The sequence below is a fragment of the Mycolicibacterium cosmeticum genome (assembly GCF_000613185.1).
GTDB classification, from domain to species: domain Bacteria; phylum Actinomycetota; class Actinomycetes; order Mycobacteriales; family Mycobacteriaceae; genus Mycobacterium; species Mycobacterium cosmeticum.
In genome coordinates, this window is record NZ_CCBB010000001.1 from 941,131 (window position 1) to 955,930 (window position 14,800).

Below are 14,800 nucleotides of genomic sequence, written 5' to 3' on the forward strand. Positions count from 1 at the left end.
GCCATGACAGACGTCCAGCGCCGCATGGTGATGGTGGGCGCGGTGCCGATGACGGCGCTGGTCGCCGCGGTTGCCGAGCCGCGCGCGGTGGTGGTCGCGATCCACGGCGGGGCCACCTCGTCGGTGTACTTCGATTGCCCCGGGCGGCCGGACCTTTCGCTGGTCCGCCAGGCCGCCACACAGGGGTTCACCGCCATCGCGCTGGACCGGCCCGGGTACGGCGCGTCGTCGCTGTATCAGGACGGCATGGATGCGCCGGAGAACCGTGTCGCCCTGGCCTGGGGTGCGGTCGACAAGATCGCTTCCGGTGAGCCGGTTTTCCTGCTGGGTCATTCGCTGGGTTGTGAGCTGGCGCTGCGGATGGCCGACCACGAGCGCGTCGTGGGTATCTCACTGGCCGGTACCGGATTGAGCTACCACCCGGATGCGAAACCCTTGCTGGGTCAAGCGCGCGTGTCCCGCAGCGCGGCCGGCATCCGGGATCTGCTGTGGCAGCCGACCGCGTTGTACCCCGACGAGGTACTCACCGGTGGGCTGTCCGCACCAGGGGCGGCCTACGAGGGGGCAATGTCGGCGAACTGGCCGCACCGGGATTTCGCTTCCGTCGCCGCCGCGGTGCGGGTTCCGGTGCAGTTCAGTGCCGCCGACCACGAGAGCGTGTGGGAGTCCGGACCGGAGTCGCTGGCAGCGATCGCCGCCCTGTTCACGGCGGCGCCCCGAGTGGAGATCAACCACATGGCCCACAGCGGACACAATCTCAGTGTCGGGCTGTCGGCGGCCGAGTACCACCGGCGGGTGCTGGCATTCGCCGGTCAGTGTGTGTCGAGCGATATCGAAGCGGAGGCGGGTTGATGCGGGTCGGATTCATCGGATTGGGCAGCCAGGGCGGCCCGATGGCGCGCCGGATCGTCGAGGGTGGTTATGACACCACGCTGTGGGCGCGCCGCGCGGCGTCGCTGGATCCGTACGCCGGGACGGCAGCCAAGACGGCGAGCACACCCGCCGAACTGGGCGCGGCCAGCGACCTGGTGTGCTTGTGTGTGGTCGGTGACGACGACGTGCGCGAGGTGCTGTTCGGCGCCGACGGGGTGATGGAAGGTCTGGCGCCCGGCGGGATGGTGGCCATCCACTCCACCATTCACCCGGACACGTGTCGCGAGATCGCCGAAACGGCATCGGCACAGGGGGTTTCGGTGATCGACGCGCCGGTCAGCGGCGGCGGCCCGGCCGTCGAGGCCGGGCAGTTGTTGGTGATGGTCGGTGGCGCCGACGCCGATGTGGAAAAGGCCCGGCCGGTGTTCGCCACCTATGCAGACCCGATCGTGCATCTGGGTCCGCTGGGCAGCGGGCAGGTCGCGAAGATCCTGAACAACCTGTTGTTCAGCGCCAACCTGGGTGCCGCGATGAGCACCCTGGAACTCGGCGAAGCGCTCGGGGTGCCGCGGGACAAGCTGTGCGAGGTCGTCTCCCGCGGCTCGGCCAACAGCAAGGCGCTCGGCAGCATCGCGGCCTTCGGCGGCACGCTGGACCACCTTGCCCCGATCGCCGGTGCGCTGCTGCAGAAGGACTGCCGGCACGCCACCGCGCTGGCCGAAGAGGCGTCCGCTCCGCAGGGTTCGGTGTTCACCGCTGCTGACACGGCGCTGGCGATCATGCACCACCCGCGCTGATGAGCGCTTGCGCGAAGAAGAGACAACACCGATGAGCGCTCGCGCGAAGAAGAGACGTTACTGATGGAGGTCGGGTTCATCGGCGCCGGCCGGATGGGCGCCCCGATGGTGAGTCGGCTGGTCCAGGCCGGCCATCGGGTGACGGTGCTGGGCCGCACCGCCGAGAAGCGCACGGCGATCGCCGAACTCGGCGCCATCGCCGCCGGCGATATCGCTGCCGTCGCGCTCGAGGTGGTGGTGCTGTGCGTGTTCACCGATGACCAGGTGCGCGCGGTGTGCGCGGGCCCGCTACTGGACGCCATGCCGGCCGGTGCCACGCTGGTCATCCACACCACCGGAAGTCCGCGCACCGCGCAGTGGATCGCCGAGCGGGCACCACACGTCGCGGTGGTGGACGCGCCGGTGAGCGGTGGACCACACGACATCGCCGCCGGACGGCTCACCGTGTTCGCCGGTGGCACCGACGACGCCATCGCAGGGATCAGGCCGGTGCTGGCCAGCTACGCGGATCCGTTACTGCACATGGGCCCGCTGGGCGCCGGCCAGGGCATGAAGTTGGTCAACAACACCATGTTCGCCGCGCAGATCGGATTGGTCGCCGAGGCGGTGCGGATGGGCGCACACCTTTCGATCGACGAGACGGCACTGCTCGGCGCGCTTGCTCACGGTAGCGGCGCCAGCCGCGCGCTGGAGATGATCGAGCGGGCCGGATCCACGCAGCGGTTCATCGGCGCCGTCGGTGAGTTCCTCACCAAGGATGTGGCCGTCGTGCAGCGGACGCTGGCCGATCTCGGCTTCGGTCTCGGCGCGCTCGAGCCGGTGGTCGGCGCCGGCGTGCCGGATTGAGCCGCACCGAAATCGGTGTTTCCGGCGTGTCCCGACGCCACCACTGTTAGCGTTACAGTTTTACAGCCTTCCGTAATGTGGCTGGGGTGCCCGCCCACCCCGAAGGAGGACCAGGAATGACGACGGCCGAACTGGTTTTCGATCCATTCTCCGAGGAGTACTTCAACAACCCGTTCGAGATCTATCGGCGCATGCGCACCGAGGCACCGCTCTACTACAGCGCCGACCAGGATTTCTACGCCCTCACCCGTCATGTCGATGTGGCGGCCGCGCTCAAGGACCACGAGTCCTTCTCCTCGTCACGCGGGTGCGATCTGGCGATGGTGCAGAGCGGTGAGCCGCCGCAGAAATCGATCATCTTCATGGACCCACCGGACCATCGCCACATGCGCAGCCTGCTCAACAAGGCGTTCACCCCACGTGCCATCCAAGCCCAGAAGGACACCATCGTCGAGCAGATCGATCGGTTCCTGGACAACATCACCGGCGATGAATTCGACGTCGTGCAGGATTTCTCCGGGCCGTTCCCGGTCGAGGTGATCACTCGGATGGCGGGCGTCGAAGAGGACTACCGCCAGCAGGTGCGGCACTGGATCGACACCAGCCTGTCGCGCGAACCCGGACAGGTCGGATATTCCGAGGCCGGCATGAAAGCCAATATCGACACGGCAATCTATTACTACTCACTCGTCCAGAAGCGCCGGGAGAACCCGCAGGACGACATGATCAGCCGCCTCATCGCCGCGGAGATTCCCCGCGATGACGGCGAATTGCACAAGCTCGACGATATCGAGATCACCGGCTTCGCAACGCTGCTCGGCGGTGCCGGTGCCGAGACGGTCACCAAGCTGATCGGCACGGCGGTGGTGCTGTTCGCCAAGCACCCGGAGCAGTGGCAGAAGCTGCTCGACGACCGCGAGCTGGTCCCGTCCGCGGTCGAGGAGCTGCTGCGGTACGAGGGACCGGTGCAGTACAACGTGCGGTACACCCTCAAGGAGGCGCACGTGCCCAGCGGGGTCATCCCCGCGGGCAAACCGGTGTTCCTGATCAGCGCCGCCGCCAACCGCGATCCCGACGCGTTCACCGACGCCGACAGGTTCGACATCGAGCGTGATCGCACCGAGGCGCAGAACCTCGGGCTGGGCTACGGAATCCACAGCTGCCTGGGCGCGGCGCTGGCGCGCATGGAGAGCACCATCGCGCTGGAGAAGTTGCTCGACTTCATGCCGCGCTACGAGGTGGATTTCGCGGGCCTGGAACGGGTGCGGATGCAGAATGTGGCGGGCTACGCGCGGGTCCCGGTGCGGGTGACCAGATGAGCCGCATCGAGGTGGATTTCGGGTTGTGCGAGAGCAACGGTGTCTGCATGGGCGTCATCCCGGAGGTGTTCGATCTCGACGATCAGGACTATCTGCACGTGCTCACCGAGGAAATCACGCCGGCCAACGAGCATCAGGTGCGCGAAGCGGTCCGGCAATGTCCGCGCCAGGCGATCGCGATCGTGGACTGAGCGGCACTTCGCCGCACATCCCACCCGTCGTGCCGTTGGCACTTGTCGATCGACGCCACACGACTTGTCGTACCCCTCTGCCAGAATTGGTGTCATGTCCACCGCCGCAGCGTCTTTGGAGCCCAAAGAGCGGTTGGCGGTGCTGTTCGGTGAGATCGGTGAGTTGTGCGGGCAACGCAACGCCATCGACGGCCGGTTGGTCGAGATCGTGGCCGAGATCGCGCACGAGGACTTGGCCGGGATGACCGGCTGCCGCTCGATCGCGGCCCTGGTGGCCTGGAAAACCGGGGTAACACCCCGCAACGCCGAAACCATGACCGCCGTCGCGCACCCGCCCAGCACAGCACCGCCGAACGTCGCCCCGTACAAGGGCCCGGCCGGGGAACGCGCCCAATGGTGGTGGTACCAACCCTTCCAACCACCACCGACGAGCGAGAACTGACGTGACGTCAGGCGCCGAATCCGTTGAGGATCACGGCATTACAGTCGGCCGCATTCTGCCGTAGTTTGGCGGCGGCCTGATAGGCGTCCGAGTAGTACCAGTCGTTGGCCGCCTGGACTGATTCGAATTCCAGCAGCACGGTTTGCGTGCATTCCCAGGTGCCCTCGATGACCGTCGGTTTCCGGTCGACGGCCAGGATGGTGGCGCCTGCCATCGCGGGGCCGGCCGCCTTGGCGTATTCGCCCATCCCCGCCGGGTCGGTGATCGTCTCGGTCAGCAGGACATACCCTTTGGCCACGTTGTTCAGTTCCCTTCGGTGATGCTGATTGCTTGCTCCGGACACCATTCGACGGCATCCCTGACACCGGAGGCATATTCGTCGGGCACCTCGTCGAGAAGCACCTCGGCGTAACCGCCGTCGGCCAGGGTGAAGACCTCGGGGCATGCCGTCAGACACATCCCGTGGCCCCGGCATCGGTCCTCGTCGACCGTCACCTTCATGTGTCGAACTCGAGATGCAGGTCGATCAGGCCGCGCAGGATGAACGTCGGGATGTACCGGTAGTGACGGGCGTCGGCGGGACCGTGCTTGTCCTCCGCGATCCGGATGTCGGTGGTCCGGTCGAGCAACCGCTCAAGGGCCACCTTGGTTTCCGCGCGAGCCAGCGGCGCGCCCGGGCAGCTGTGGATACCGCGCCCGAACGCCAGGTGCTGGCGGGCGTTCTTGCGTGCCGGGTCGAAGGAGTCGGGATCATCGAACCGGCGCGGGTCCCGGTTGGCGGCGCCGTTGAGCACCATGACGGTGGTTCCCGAACCGAGTTCGGTGTCACCGACCGTGACCGGGCAGCGCGACAATCGGAAGTCACCCTTGACCGGGCTCTCGATGCGTAACGCCTCTTCGATGAAATTCGGTATGAGGCCGCGGTCTTCCCGCAGCCGGGCTTGGATATCGGATCGCTCGGCGATGACCTTCAATGCCGTACCGAGCAACCGCACGGTGGTTTCCTGCCCCGCCGAGAAGACATTGGTGGCCACCCGGGCCACGTCCCCGACGTCGGGGATGGAGCCGTCCGGGAACGTGGCCTCGGCCATGCCGGTCAGCACGTCGTCGCGCGGGTTGGCGCGCCGGTCCTGGATGTAGTCGGCGAAGATCCCGTACAGGAACTCCAGCGGGCTGTGCGCCAAGGCTTCGTCACCGGTTCCGCCGACGCCGCCGCCGGCATGGTTGCCGATGTTCTCGACGAACGAGTCCCGGTCTTCGTCGGGGATGCCGAGCAGGTCGGCGATCACCAAAAGGGTGAACGGCCCGGCGAAGCCCTTGATGAATTCGCCCCGGCCGCCGTCGAGGAAGGTATCGAGCACCTCGTCGGCCAGCTTCCACATCGCGTCCTCGTTCTCCTTGAGGCGCTTGGGCGTGATCAGCCGCATCAACAGGGCACGGTGGTCGGTGTGCGTCGGCGGGTCCAGTGTCGGCAGCTGGTCGCTGAACGGCAGTTCGTCACGGTGCTTCTCGATGAGCGCGCTGACCTCGTCTTTGGACAGGCCCTCCAGCGGCACGGGGAACCCCGGGAACGGACCGGTGACCGACGTGACGGATGAGAACGTGTCGGCATCGTTGTAGACCTGCACGGCCTCGTCCCAACCGGTCACCATGGTCACGCCGTACGGACCGTTCCGGTGCACGGGACAGCCGCCCCGCAGGGCCTCGAAGTAGGGGTAGGGATCCTCGACCAGCCGCGGGTCGCGGAAGAAGTCCAAGTCGGTCAAGCCGTCCGCCATCTGCGCTCCGTTTCGGCGATCTCTCTCGGAGAGAATCCAATTCTCATCTTTGGGTATCAGATTTCCACAACCGTCCTGGTCCGTCAACGGGCGGCGGCATTCCCCCGCGAGCAGACACAGGCTCCCGCGCTTCGGGGCCACTTTGCGGGAGTCTGTGTCTGCTCGCCACGCAAAAGTTGACCCTGGTCAACTCCACCTGCTGGCGATATCGTCGAGAAATGGCAGCCGCTCCCCGCCCAGACACATCTGACCGCGGTCAGCGTCGCGCCTCCCTCGCCCAGGCCCGGTCGAAAGAGACCAGGCGCCTGCTCGTGCAGGCCGCGATGGCGTTGTGGCGCACCAACGGTTACGCGAACACCACGGTGGCCGACATCTGTAAGGCGGCCGGGGTATCGAAGGCCCTGTTCTACTTCTACTTTCCCCGCAAAGAGGATGTGCTGTTCGAGGTCGGCGTCATGTCCACGCGGTCGGCGCAACGCGTCGTCGCCGGCATGCTCGACGACGACTACGACGTCGCGGCGGTCATCACCGCGGCCCTGTCGGACCTGGAACGCTCCATGGCACGCAATCCGCGCGAGTTGGTCATCGAGACCATCCTCGAGGGGTACCGCCACGAACACCGGATCCTGGCCACCGGTGAATCGCCCGACCTGGACAGCGGCATGTTCACCGCACTGTTCGAGCGTGCCACCGCCGACGGCAAGCTGCCGGCCGGCACCGATGTCCCCCACCTGGCGTACCTGGCGATGACGTTCGTCAGCGAGGGCGCCCGGCATTGGGCGGCCGGCTCCTTCGGGGACCGCTCGTTCGCCGACGTGGTCGCGGCGGACATCCTCACCCTGATCGCCGGATACCGGAGGAGTTAGTCATGGCATGGGATTTCGAGACCGACCCGCAGTTCCAGGAGTTACTGGACTGGGCCGACGACTTCGTGCGTGCCGAAGTCGAGCCACTCGACCTGATCTGGCCGCACCTGCAGTTCACCCCACTCGATGACACCCGCCGCGCCGTGATCGACCCGCTCAAGGAACAGGTCAGGCGGAAGGGATTGTGGGCCACCCACCTCGGACCGGACCTCGGCGGCCAGGGTTACGGGCAACTGAAACTGGCTCTGCTGAACGAGATCCTGGGCCGTTCGCAGTGGGCACCGATCATCTTCGGTTGTCAGGCGCCCGACACCGGTAACGCCGAGATCATCGCGCACTACGGCACGCCCGAGCAGAAGGAGCGCTACCTGCGCCCGCTGCTCGACGGCGAGGTGTTCTCCTGCTATTCGATGACCGAACCGCAGGGCGGTGCCGATCCGACGCAGTTCAAGACCTCCGCGGTGCGCGATTCGGATGGGGTCAGCTGGATCATCAACGGCCACAAGTTCTTCTCCTCGAACGCCTCCACCTCGTCGTTCCTCATCGTCATGGTGGTGACGAACCCGGATGTCAGCCCGTATCAAGGCATGTCGATGTTCCTGGTACCCACCGACACGCCCGGGGTGCGGATCGAGCGCAACTGCGGCCTGTACGGCGAATCCGACGGTCAGGGCTCGCATGCCCTCATCCACTACGACAATGTGCGCGTTCCGGATTCGGCGCTGCTCGGCGGTGAGGGTCAGGCCTTCGCCATCGCCCAGACGCGGCTGGGCGGTGGCCGCATCCACCACGCCATGCGCACCATCGGGCTCGCGCAGCGGGCGCTGGACATGATGTGCGAGCGCGCGCTCAGCCGCCACACCGCCGGCAGCCTGCTGGCCGACAAGCAGGCCGTCCAGGGCTACATCGCCGACTCCTACGCCCAGCTCACGCAATTCCGGTTGCTGGTGCTGCACACCGCCTGGGAGATCGACAAGTACAACGACTACAAGTTGGTGCGCAAGGACATCGCCGCGGTGAAGGCGGTGATGCCGACGGTGCTGCACGATATCGCCTGGCGGGCGATGCAGGTGCACGGCGCCCTCGGCGTGACCAACGAAATGCCGTTTCTCGGCATGGTCACCGGCGCGGCCGTGATGGGCCTGGCCGACGGGCCCACCGAGGTGCACAAGACCACGGTGGCCAAACAGGTGCTGCGAGACTATTCTGCCAGCGACGACGTGTGGCCCACCGACTGGTTGCCGCGCAAACGTGCAGCGGCACAAGCGAAATACGCCGAATACCTGGACCTTGAGGTCGGCAACCTGTGAGCATCGACATCGACCGGCTGACCGCCTGGCTGGATGACAACGGCCATCCCGGCCGGGGCGAACCGGCCGAGGTCGACCTCCTGTCCGGTGGAACCCAGAACGTCATCTACCGGATCACCCGCGGCGAACATCAGTGCGTGCTGCGCATGCCACCGGCGGGCGCTCCGGCCGACCGCGACAACGGGATCCTGCGCGAGTGGCGCATCATCGAGGCACTCGACGGGACCGACGTCCCGCACACCGCGGCCCTCGGGGTCTGTTCGGACGCAACCGTTCTGGGCCGGCCGTTCTACCTCATGGGATACGTCGACGGTTGGTCACCGATGGACTCACGGCACTGGCCGGAACCGTTTCACTCCGATCACAGCCTGCGCCCCGCTCTGGCTTACCAACTGGCCGAAGGCATCGCGCTGCTCGCCCAAGTGGATTGGCGGGCCCGCGGCCTCGCTGATCTGGGCCGCCCCGATGGCTACCACGACCGCCAGGTCGCGCGCTGGACCGGTTTCTACGACCGGATCAAGAACCGCGAACTCGACGGGCTCGACGTCGCCACCGCATGGCTGCGCACCCATCGCCCGTTGGATTTCCTGCCCGGCCTGATGCACGGGGACTATCAGTTCGCCAATGTGATGTACCGGCACGGCGCACCCGCCCGGCTGGCCGCCATCGTGGATTGGGAGATGGGCACCGTCGGCGACCCGAAACTGGACCTGGCGTGGATGGTGCAGGGCTGGCCGGCCGACACCCGCGCGCCCGAAGCCGCCGAGTCCGGGTATGTCGACATGCTGGACATGCCGTCGCAGGAGCAGGTGGTGGCGCACTACGCGCAGGTGTCCGGGCGTCAGGTCGACGACTTGGACTACTACCTGGTGTTGGCGAAGTGGAAGCTGGCGATCGTGCTGGAGCAGGGTTTCCAGCGCGCCGGCGATGACGAGAAGCTGCTGGCGTTCGGCCCGGTGGTGGCCGAGCTGATGCGCTCGGCCGCCGACCTCGCCGAGTCCAGTACCTACCGGTGAGGGCGGCCGTCTGTCCGGCGTACGGGCCGCCGGAGGTGGTTCGGGTCGAGGACATACCCGACCCTGAGCTCGCCCCGGGCCAGATTCGGATCCAGGTCCACGCGGCAGCGGTCAACTTTCCCGACGTGCTGCTGGTCGCCGGCCGGTACCAGGTGCCGGTGCCACCGCCGTTCATCCCAGGCAGCGAGTGCGCGGGTGTGGTCACCGAGATGGCCGGCGACGTCACCGGTTTCACCATCGGTGACCGGGTCACCGGGACCTCGATGTCCGGTGCGTTCGCCGAACAGGTGTGCCTGCCGAGCACGGCCGTCACCCCGATCCCCGGCATGGTCGACGACCGCACGGCAGCCGCCTTCGGCGTCGCCCACCGCACGGCGTATCACGCGTTGCGGTCGGCGGCGCGGATCGGCCCCGGCGACGACGTCATCGTGCTGGGCGCGGGGGGCGGAGTCGGGCTGGCGGCCGTGCAACTGGCCACGGCGCTCGGGGCCCGCGTGATCGCGGTCGCATCGACGGACGAGAAGCTCTCTGTCGCAAGGAAACACGGTGCGCAGGCGGTCGTGAACCACCGCGCCGGCGACCTGCGGGCCGCATTGCGCGCGGTGATCCCCGATGGTGCGCACGCCGCGCTCGACCCCGTGGGCGGTGATCTGTCCGAGCCCACGCTGCGCGCGCTGCGCCGCGGCGGCCGGTACGTGACCATCGGCTTCGCCTCGGGAACCATTCCCCGCATCCCGTTGAACCTCGTGCTGGTCAAAGGCATTGCGCTGCTCGGCTTTCAGTTCCAGGACGTGCCGGCCGACGAGTTCGCCCGCAACGAGGCCGAACTGGCGGAATGGCTGGCGCGGGGAACCGTCGCGCCGCACATCGGGGCGGTGTATCGGCTGGAGCAGATCGCCGCGGCGCTGCGCCACGTCGCCGACGGACTGGCCGTCGGCAAGGTGATCGTGCAGGTCGGCTGAGGCCCGGCTCAACTCCGACCAGTCATGGTCGATAGATATGCCCACATAGTGATCTATGGCACATTCTGACCGTTTGACCAAAATGGTCAGTACGCTCCTAGCCATGATCGGACAGCTGGTGCTGCACAGATCGATCGCACCCACTCACACCGAAGGACTTCAGATGATTGACAGCGCCGGCTGGAACAGGACCAATATTCGCGACGCGGGGAGACGGCGATGACCAAGACCCTCAGCCGCGTCTGGTTACCCGCCCTCGTCGTCATCGCGGTGGTGCTAGGCGGCCTCACGGTGTCCCAACTGCGGTCGGTGTTCGGCTCGAACCCCGTCGTCGTGACCCCCAAGGGATCCGACAGTGCCGCCGATTTCAGCCCGAAGGTCGTCGTCTACGAAGTCTTCGGAACAGGCTCCAGCGCGGTGATCAACTATCTGGATCTCGACGGCAAGCCCCAGCGGGTACCGACGACGCCCTTGCCCTGGAGTGTGCGGTTGACGACCACGAACCCCTCCACAACTCCCAACATGCTGGCCCAGAGCGACGGCCAATCCATCAGCTGCCGGATCACGGTCGATGACGTGGTCAAAGACGAAAGGACGTCCACCGGCGTGCACGCCCAGACCTTCTGCTTGGTGAAATCCGCATGAGCGCACCCGTAGACGACACCCCGACCGAAGCGATCTCCGCCGCGCGCCACCGTGCCCATCCACGGATCCCGCGCTTCATCCGCACCTTTGCCATCCCGATCATCCTCGGCTGGATCGCGATCATCGCCGTGCTCAATACCGTTGTCCCCCAACTCGAAGAGGTGGGCAAATTGCGTGCGGTATCGATGAGCCCGAACGACGCGCCGTCGATGATCGCGACGAAACACGTCGGCGAGGTGTTCAAGGAGTACAAGACCAGCAGTTCGGTGATGATCGTGCTGGAGGGCGATCAACCGTTGGGAGCCGAGGCGCACGCCTACTACGACACGATGGTTCGAGAACTGCGTGCCGACACCGAACACATCCAGCACGTCCAGGATTTCTGGGGTGACTCGTTCACCGCGGCCGCTGCCCAGAGCACCGACAACAAGGCCGCCTACGTGCAGGTCTACATCGCCGGCGATCAGGGCGAGGCGCTGGCCAACGAATCGGTGGCCGCGGTCCGCAAGGTCGCCGCCGAAACACCGGCGCCCCAAGGGGTGAAGGCCTACGTGACCGGACCGGCAGCCACCCAGGCCGACCAGAACATCGTCGGTGACGAGAGCATGAAGACCATCGAGCTGGTCACGTTCGGGGTCATCATCGTGATGCTGCTGATCGTGTACCGCTCCGTCGTCACCACGCTGATCGTGCTGGTGATGGTGGCAGTCGGACTGACAGGCGCCCGGGGCATCGTCGCATTCCTCGGCTATCACAACGTCTTCGGCCTGACGACCTTCTCGACGAACATGGTGGTGACCCTGGCCATCGCCGCGGCCACTGACTACGGGATCTTCTTCATCGGCCGCTACCAGGAGGCGCGCCGTAGCGGCAAGGACCGCGAAGCGGCGTTCTACGACATGTATCACGGCACCGCACATGTCGTGCTGGCCTCCGGCCTGACCATCGCCGGCGCGACCTTCTGCCTGCACTTCACCCGGCTGCCCTACTTCCAGACCATGGGCATCCCACTGTCGATCGGCATGTCACTGGTCGTCGCCGCGGCCCTGACCCTGGGGCCGGCCCTCATCGCGGTGTGCAGCCGATTCGGCAACGTCCTGGAACCCAAGCGGCTCAAGAAAGCGCGGGGGTGGCGGCGCATCGGCACGGCCACCGTGCGCTGGCCGGGAGCGATCCTGATCGGTGCGGTCGTGGTGTCGCTGGTCGGCTTGCTCACCCTGCCCGGCTACCACACGACCTACAACGACCGCATCTACCTACCCGCCGACATCTCGGCGAACGTCGGATACGCCGCCGCGGACCGGCATTTCTCGCAGGCCAAGATGAATCCCGACCTGATGATGGTCGAAACCGACCACGATATGCGCAATCCCGCCGACTTCCTGGTCATCGACAAGATCGCCAAGGCACTGGCCCGGGTGCACGGAATCGCACAGGTGCAGACCATCACTCGCCCCAAAGGCGAGCCGATCGAGCACTCCACCATTGCCTACAGCGTCGGGCAGAGCGGCGTCGGGCAGATCATGAACAACGACTACCAGCAGACGGTGATCGCCAACACCCTCAAGCAGGCCGACGAGATGCAGACCACGATCGACTCGATGGAGAAGATGCAGGCCATCACCGAGCAGCTGGCCGCTGTCACCAAAAGCATGGCCACCAAGATGGACACCACCTCGTTGGACATCCAGGATCTGCGCGACGACATGGCCGATTTCGACGACTTCTTCCGCCCCATCCGCAATTACCTGTACTGGGAACCGCATTGCTTCGACATCCCGATGTGCCAGTCGTTGCGGTCGGTCTTCGACGCCCTCGATGGCATCAGCAAGATGTCAGACGATTTCCAGGGCCTGGTACCCGATATCCAGCGCATGGCCGACCTGATGCCACAGATGGTGGCAATCATGCCGCCGATGATCGCGTCGATGAAGAGTCAGAAACAGATCATGCTCAACCAGTACCAGGCCCAGAAGGCCCAACAGGACCAGACGCAGGCGCAGCAGAACAACAACACCGCCATGGGTGAGGCGTTCGACCAAGCGAAGAACGATGATTCGTTCTACCTGCCGCCGGAGGCCTTCCAGACCGACGACTTCAAACGCGGCATCAAGTTGTTCCTGTCCCCCGACGGTCACGCCGTGCGCTTCACCATCTTCCACCAGGGTGATCCGCTGACCGAGGAAGGCACCTCGCGCATCGAAGCGCTCAAGGTGGCGGCCGCCGACGCCATCAAGGGCACCCCTTTGGAGGGCTCCTCGGTCTATCTCGGGGGCAGCGCGGCCATGTACAAGGACATGCAGGAAGGGGCCAATTACGATCTGCTGATCGCCGCGGTCGCCGCCCTGATCCTGATCTTCCTCATCATGGCCGTCCTCACCCGCGCGATCGTGGCCGCGGCGGTGATCGTCGGCACCGTGGTGCTGAGCCTTGCCGCGTCCTTCGGGCTCTCGGTGTTGTTGTGGCAGCACATCGTCGGAATCCCGTTGCACTGGATGGTGCTGCCCATGTCGGTGATCGTGCTGTTGGCCGTCGGCGCGGACTACAACCTGTTGTTGGTGTCCCGCATCAAGGAGGAGATCCACGCCGGACTGAACACCGGCATCATCCGCGCCATGGTGGGCACCGGCGCCGTCGTGACGGCTGCGGGCCTGGTGTTCGCGTTCACCATGGGTTCGATGGCGGTCAGCAGCCTGATCGTGATCGGCCAGGTCGGCACCACCATCGGGCTGGGCCTGCTGTTCGACACCGTCGTGGTGCGCTCCCTGATGACGCCGGCGATCGCCGCTCTGCTGGGCAAGTGGTTCTGGTGGCCGCAACGGGTGCGCCAGCGCCCGGTCCCGTCGAATTGGCCGGCACCCATCCAGAAGTCACCCGAGGAGGCCCTGTCATGAAGTTCGCCATCGGTATCGTGATCGCCTGCGCCGCAATCGGGTTGGCTGCTCCCGGGCAAGCCGACCCGTCCTTCGACCGGGATCCGGACACCAACTTCGCCCACGAGTTGCACACCTACGGCATCTACGGGCAGAAGGACTACAACGCCTGGATCGGCAAACTGGTCTGCAAACGGCTCTACAACAACGTCGACCACGACGCGTTCGCCTCGGCCACGTTCATCGGCGACAACCTCGACCGACACAACACCACCCAACAGAACTGGCAGTTCCTCGGCGCCGCCCTGAACTACTACTGCCCGGAAAAACGCGTCATCCTCGACCAGGCCGCCGCCGCCCAGCACTGAACCGGAGAAACACCATGGCATCCACCGCAATCCGCTTCGGCATCGCAGGACTGGCCCTGGCCGGCGCCCTGACCACCTCGGGTATCGCTTCAGCCGACGCCACCGATGACTACCCCATCCCCAACCGCATCCTCAAAACCCCCTGCACCGCCGAACAGATCATGGCCGCCGCCCGCGACGTCGAACCCGTCTACTACGAGCGCTACATGATCGACTACAACAACAAACCCGCCGCCGACCAACAAGGCGCCCAAGACCGCATCCACTGGTTCTTCTCCCTGGACTACGCCGGCCGACGCCAATACTCCGAAGACACCGCCACCAACGCCTTCTACGAACAAATGTCCTGGCGCTGGCCCAACTGGGCAAAACTGTTCTTCAACAACAAAGGCGTCGCCGCCCACACCACCGACATCTGCCAGAATTACCCGGCAGGCGACATGTCGGTCTGGGACTGGCACTAGACCCGATGCACAACGATCGGCATTCCCTGTCACCGGGCAGGGTGCGCACC

16 protein-coding genes and 1 pseudogene are annotated in these 14,800 nt (G+C 66.0%); 14 read left to right on the forward strand and 3 right to left on the reverse strand.

The window, feature by feature from the left end:
* Window positions 1-3: 3 nt before the first annotated feature.
* The 6 genes and pseudogenes from BN977_RS04495 to BN977_RS04520 all read left to right on the forward strand — a co-directional run.
* Complete coding sequence (locus BN977_RS04495) at window positions 4-852, forward strand: alpha/beta hydrolase (protein WP_036396501.1); 849 nt, start codon at window positions 4-6, stop codon at window positions 850-852.
* A complete protein-coding gene (locus BN977_RS04500) occupies window positions 852-1,670 on the forward strand; it encodes an NAD(P)-dependent oxidoreductase (RefSeq protein WP_036396502.1) in 819 nt (272 codons plus the stop codon). The genes BN977_RS04495 and BN977_RS04500 overlap by 1 nt, the downstream gene beginning before the upstream one ends.
* Window positions 1,671-1,733: 63 nt before the next feature.
* Window positions 1,734-2,516, forward strand: coding sequence for an NAD(P)-dependent oxidoreductase (locus BN977_RS04505; protein WP_024455273.1), 783 nt, complete (start codon window positions 1,734-1,736; stop codon window positions 2,514-2,516).
* Between the two features lie 116 nt (window positions 2,517-2,632).
* Window positions 2,633-3,835 carry a cytochrome P450 gene (locus BN977_RS04510; protein WP_024455272.1) on the forward strand — a complete coding sequence of 401 codons (1,203 nt, stop codon included), beginning with the start codon at window positions 2,633-2,635 and terminating at the stop codon, window positions 3,833-3,835.
* Window positions 3,832-4,026 (forward strand): ferredoxin, encoded by a 195-nt coding sequence (locus BN977_RS04515; protein WP_024455271.1) that lies wholly within the window; start codon window positions 3,832-3,834, stop codon window positions 4,024-4,026. The genes BN977_RS04510 and BN977_RS04515 overlap by 4 nt, the downstream gene beginning before the upstream one ends.
* Before the next feature lie 94 nt (window positions 4,027-4,120).
* Window positions 4,121-4,357 (forward strand): annotated as a pseudogene (locus BN977_RS04520) (hypothetical protein); the annotation flags it as partial.
* Between the two features lie 118 nt (window positions 4,358-4,475).
* On the opposite strand, the gene BN977_RS04525 reads toward BN977_RS04520, so the two are convergent.
* From BN977_RS04525 to BN977_RS04535, 3 genes are read right to left on the reverse strand one after another with little or no spacing between them, the layout of a single operon-like run.
* A complete protein-coding gene (locus BN977_RS04525) occupies window positions 4,476-4,814 on the reverse strand; it encodes a DUF1330 domain-containing protein (protein WP_407661169.1) in 339 nt (112 codons plus the stop codon).
* Entirely contained in the window at window positions 4,772-4,969 is a 198-nt protein-coding gene (locus tag BN977_RS04530) for a ferredoxin (protein ID WP_024455266.1), read from the reverse strand. Before BN977_RS04530 ends, BN977_RS04525 begins: the two co-directional genes overlap by 43 nt.
* Window positions 4,966-6,246: a cytochrome P450 gene (locus BN977_RS04535; protein WP_036396504.1), complete on the reverse strand. Its 1,281-nt coding sequence runs from the start codon at window positions 6,244-6,246 to the stop codon at window positions 4,966-4,968. Before BN977_RS04535 ends, BN977_RS04530 begins: the two co-directional genes overlap by 4 nt.
* Before the next feature lie 218 nt (window positions 6,247-6,464).
* Between BN977_RS04535 and BN977_RS04540 the strand changes: the two genes are divergently transcribed.
* From BN977_RS04540 to BN977_RS04575, 8 genes are all read left to right on the forward strand, one after another.
* Window positions 6,465-7,112 carry a TetR/AcrR family transcriptional regulator gene (locus BN977_RS04540; protein WP_036396505.1) on the forward strand — a complete coding sequence of 216 codons (648 nt, stop codon included), beginning with the start codon at window positions 6,465-6,467 and terminating at the stop codon, window positions 7,110-7,112.
* A 2-nt stretch (window positions 7,113-7,114) separates the two neighbouring features.
* On the forward strand, window positions 7,115-8,422 hold the full coding sequence (locus BN977_RS04545) for an acyl-CoA dehydrogenase family protein (protein ID WP_036396506.1): 1,308 nt from the start codon (window positions 7,115-7,117) through the stop codon (window positions 8,420-8,422).
* Window positions 8,419-9,438, forward strand: coding sequence for a phosphotransferase family protein (locus tag BN977_RS04550; protein ID WP_036396507.1), 1,020 nt, complete (start codon window positions 8,419-8,421; stop codon window positions 9,436-9,438). The genes BN977_RS04545 and BN977_RS04550 overlap by 4 nt, the downstream gene beginning before the upstream one ends.
* Window positions 9,435-10,400 (forward strand): NADPH:quinone oxidoreductase family protein, encoded by a 966-nt coding sequence (locus tag BN977_RS04555; RefSeq protein WP_036396508.1) that lies wholly within the window; start codon window positions 9,435-9,437, stop codon window positions 10,398-10,400. Before BN977_RS04550 ends, BN977_RS04555 begins: the two co-directional genes overlap by 4 nt.
* 219 nt (window positions 10,401-10,619) lie before the next feature.
* Window positions 10,620-11,045, forward strand: coding sequence for an MmpS family transport accessory protein (locus BN977_RS04560; RefSeq protein ID WP_036396509.1), 426 nt, complete (start codon window positions 10,620-10,622; stop codon window positions 11,043-11,045).
* Window positions 11,042-13,939 carry an MMPL/RND family transporter gene (locus tag BN977_RS04565; RefSeq protein WP_036396511.1) on the forward strand — a complete coding sequence of 966 codons (2,898 nt, stop codon included), beginning with the start codon at window positions 11,042-11,044 and terminating at the stop codon, window positions 13,937-13,939. The genes BN977_RS04560 and BN977_RS04565 overlap by 4 nt, the downstream gene beginning before the upstream one ends.
* Complete coding sequence (locus BN977_RS04570) at window positions 13,936-14,286, forward strand: DUF732 domain-containing protein (RefSeq protein ID WP_036396512.1); 351 nt, start codon at window positions 13,936-13,938, stop codon at window positions 14,284-14,286. The genes BN977_RS04565 and BN977_RS04570 overlap by 4 nt, the downstream gene beginning before the upstream one ends.
* 14 nt (window positions 14,287-14,300) lie before the next feature.
* Complete coding sequence (locus BN977_RS04575; protein WP_036396513.1) at window positions 14,301-14,750, forward strand: DUF5078 domain-containing protein; 450 nt, start codon at window positions 14,301-14,303, stop codon at window positions 14,748-14,750.
* The last annotated feature ends 50 nt before the right edge of the window (window positions 14,751-14,800 follow it).

Bases quoted from the DNA above. Each gene is read 5' to 3' on its own strand.
- BN977_RS04495 (WP_036396501.1), top strand. From the start codon at position 4: ATGACAGACGTCCAGCGCCGCATGGTGATGGTGGGCGCGGTGCCGATG.
- BN977_RS04500 (WP_036396502.1), top strand. From the start codon at position 852: ATGCGGGTCGGATTCATCGGATTGGGCAGCCAGGGCGGCCCGATGGCG.
- BN977_RS04505 (WP_024455273.1), top strand. From the start codon at position 1,734: ATGGAGGTCGGGTTCATCGGCGCCGGCCGGATGGGCGCCCCGATGGTG.
- BN977_RS04510 (WP_024455272.1), top strand. From the start codon at position 2,633: ATGACGACGGCCGAACTGGTTTTCGATCCATTCTCCGAGGAGTACTTC.
- BN977_RS04515 (WP_024455271.1), top strand. From the start codon at position 3,832: ATGAGCCGCATCGAGGTGGATTTCGGGTTGTGCGAGAGCAACGGTGTC.
- BN977_RS04525 (WP_407661169.1), bottom strand. From the start codon at position 4,814: ATGGTGTCCGGAGCAAGCAATCAGCATCACCGAAGGGAACTGAACAAC.
- BN977_RS04530 (WP_024455266.1), bottom strand. From the start codon at position 4,969: ATGAAGGTGACGGTCGACGAGGACCGATGCCGGGGCCACGGGATGTGT.
- BN977_RS04535 (WP_036396504.1), bottom strand. From the start codon at position 6,246: ATGGCGGACGGCTTGACCGACTTGGACTTCTTCCGCGACCCGCGGCTG.
- BN977_RS04540 (WP_036396505.1), top strand. From the start codon at position 6,465: ATGGCAGCCGCTCCCCGCCCAGACACATCTGACCGCGGTCAGCGTCGC.
- BN977_RS04545 (WP_036396506.1), top strand. From the start codon at position 7,115: ATGGCATGGGATTTCGAGACCGACCCGCAGTTCCAGGAGTTACTGGAC.
- BN977_RS04560 (WP_036396509.1), top strand. From the start codon at position 10,620: ATGACCAAGACCCTCAGCCGCGTCTGGTTACCCGCCCTCGTCGTCATC.
- BN977_RS04565 (WP_036396511.1), top strand. From the start codon at position 11,042: ATGAGCGCACCCGTAGACGACACCCCGACCGAAGCGATCTCCGCCGCG.
- BN977_RS04570 (WP_036396512.1), top strand. From the start codon at position 13,936: ATGAAGTTCGCCATCGGTATCGTGATCGCCTGCGCCGCAATCGGGTTG.
- BN977_RS04575 (WP_036396513.1), top strand. From the start codon at position 14,301: ATGGCATCCACCGCAATCCGCTTCGGCATCGCAGGACTGGCCCTGGCC.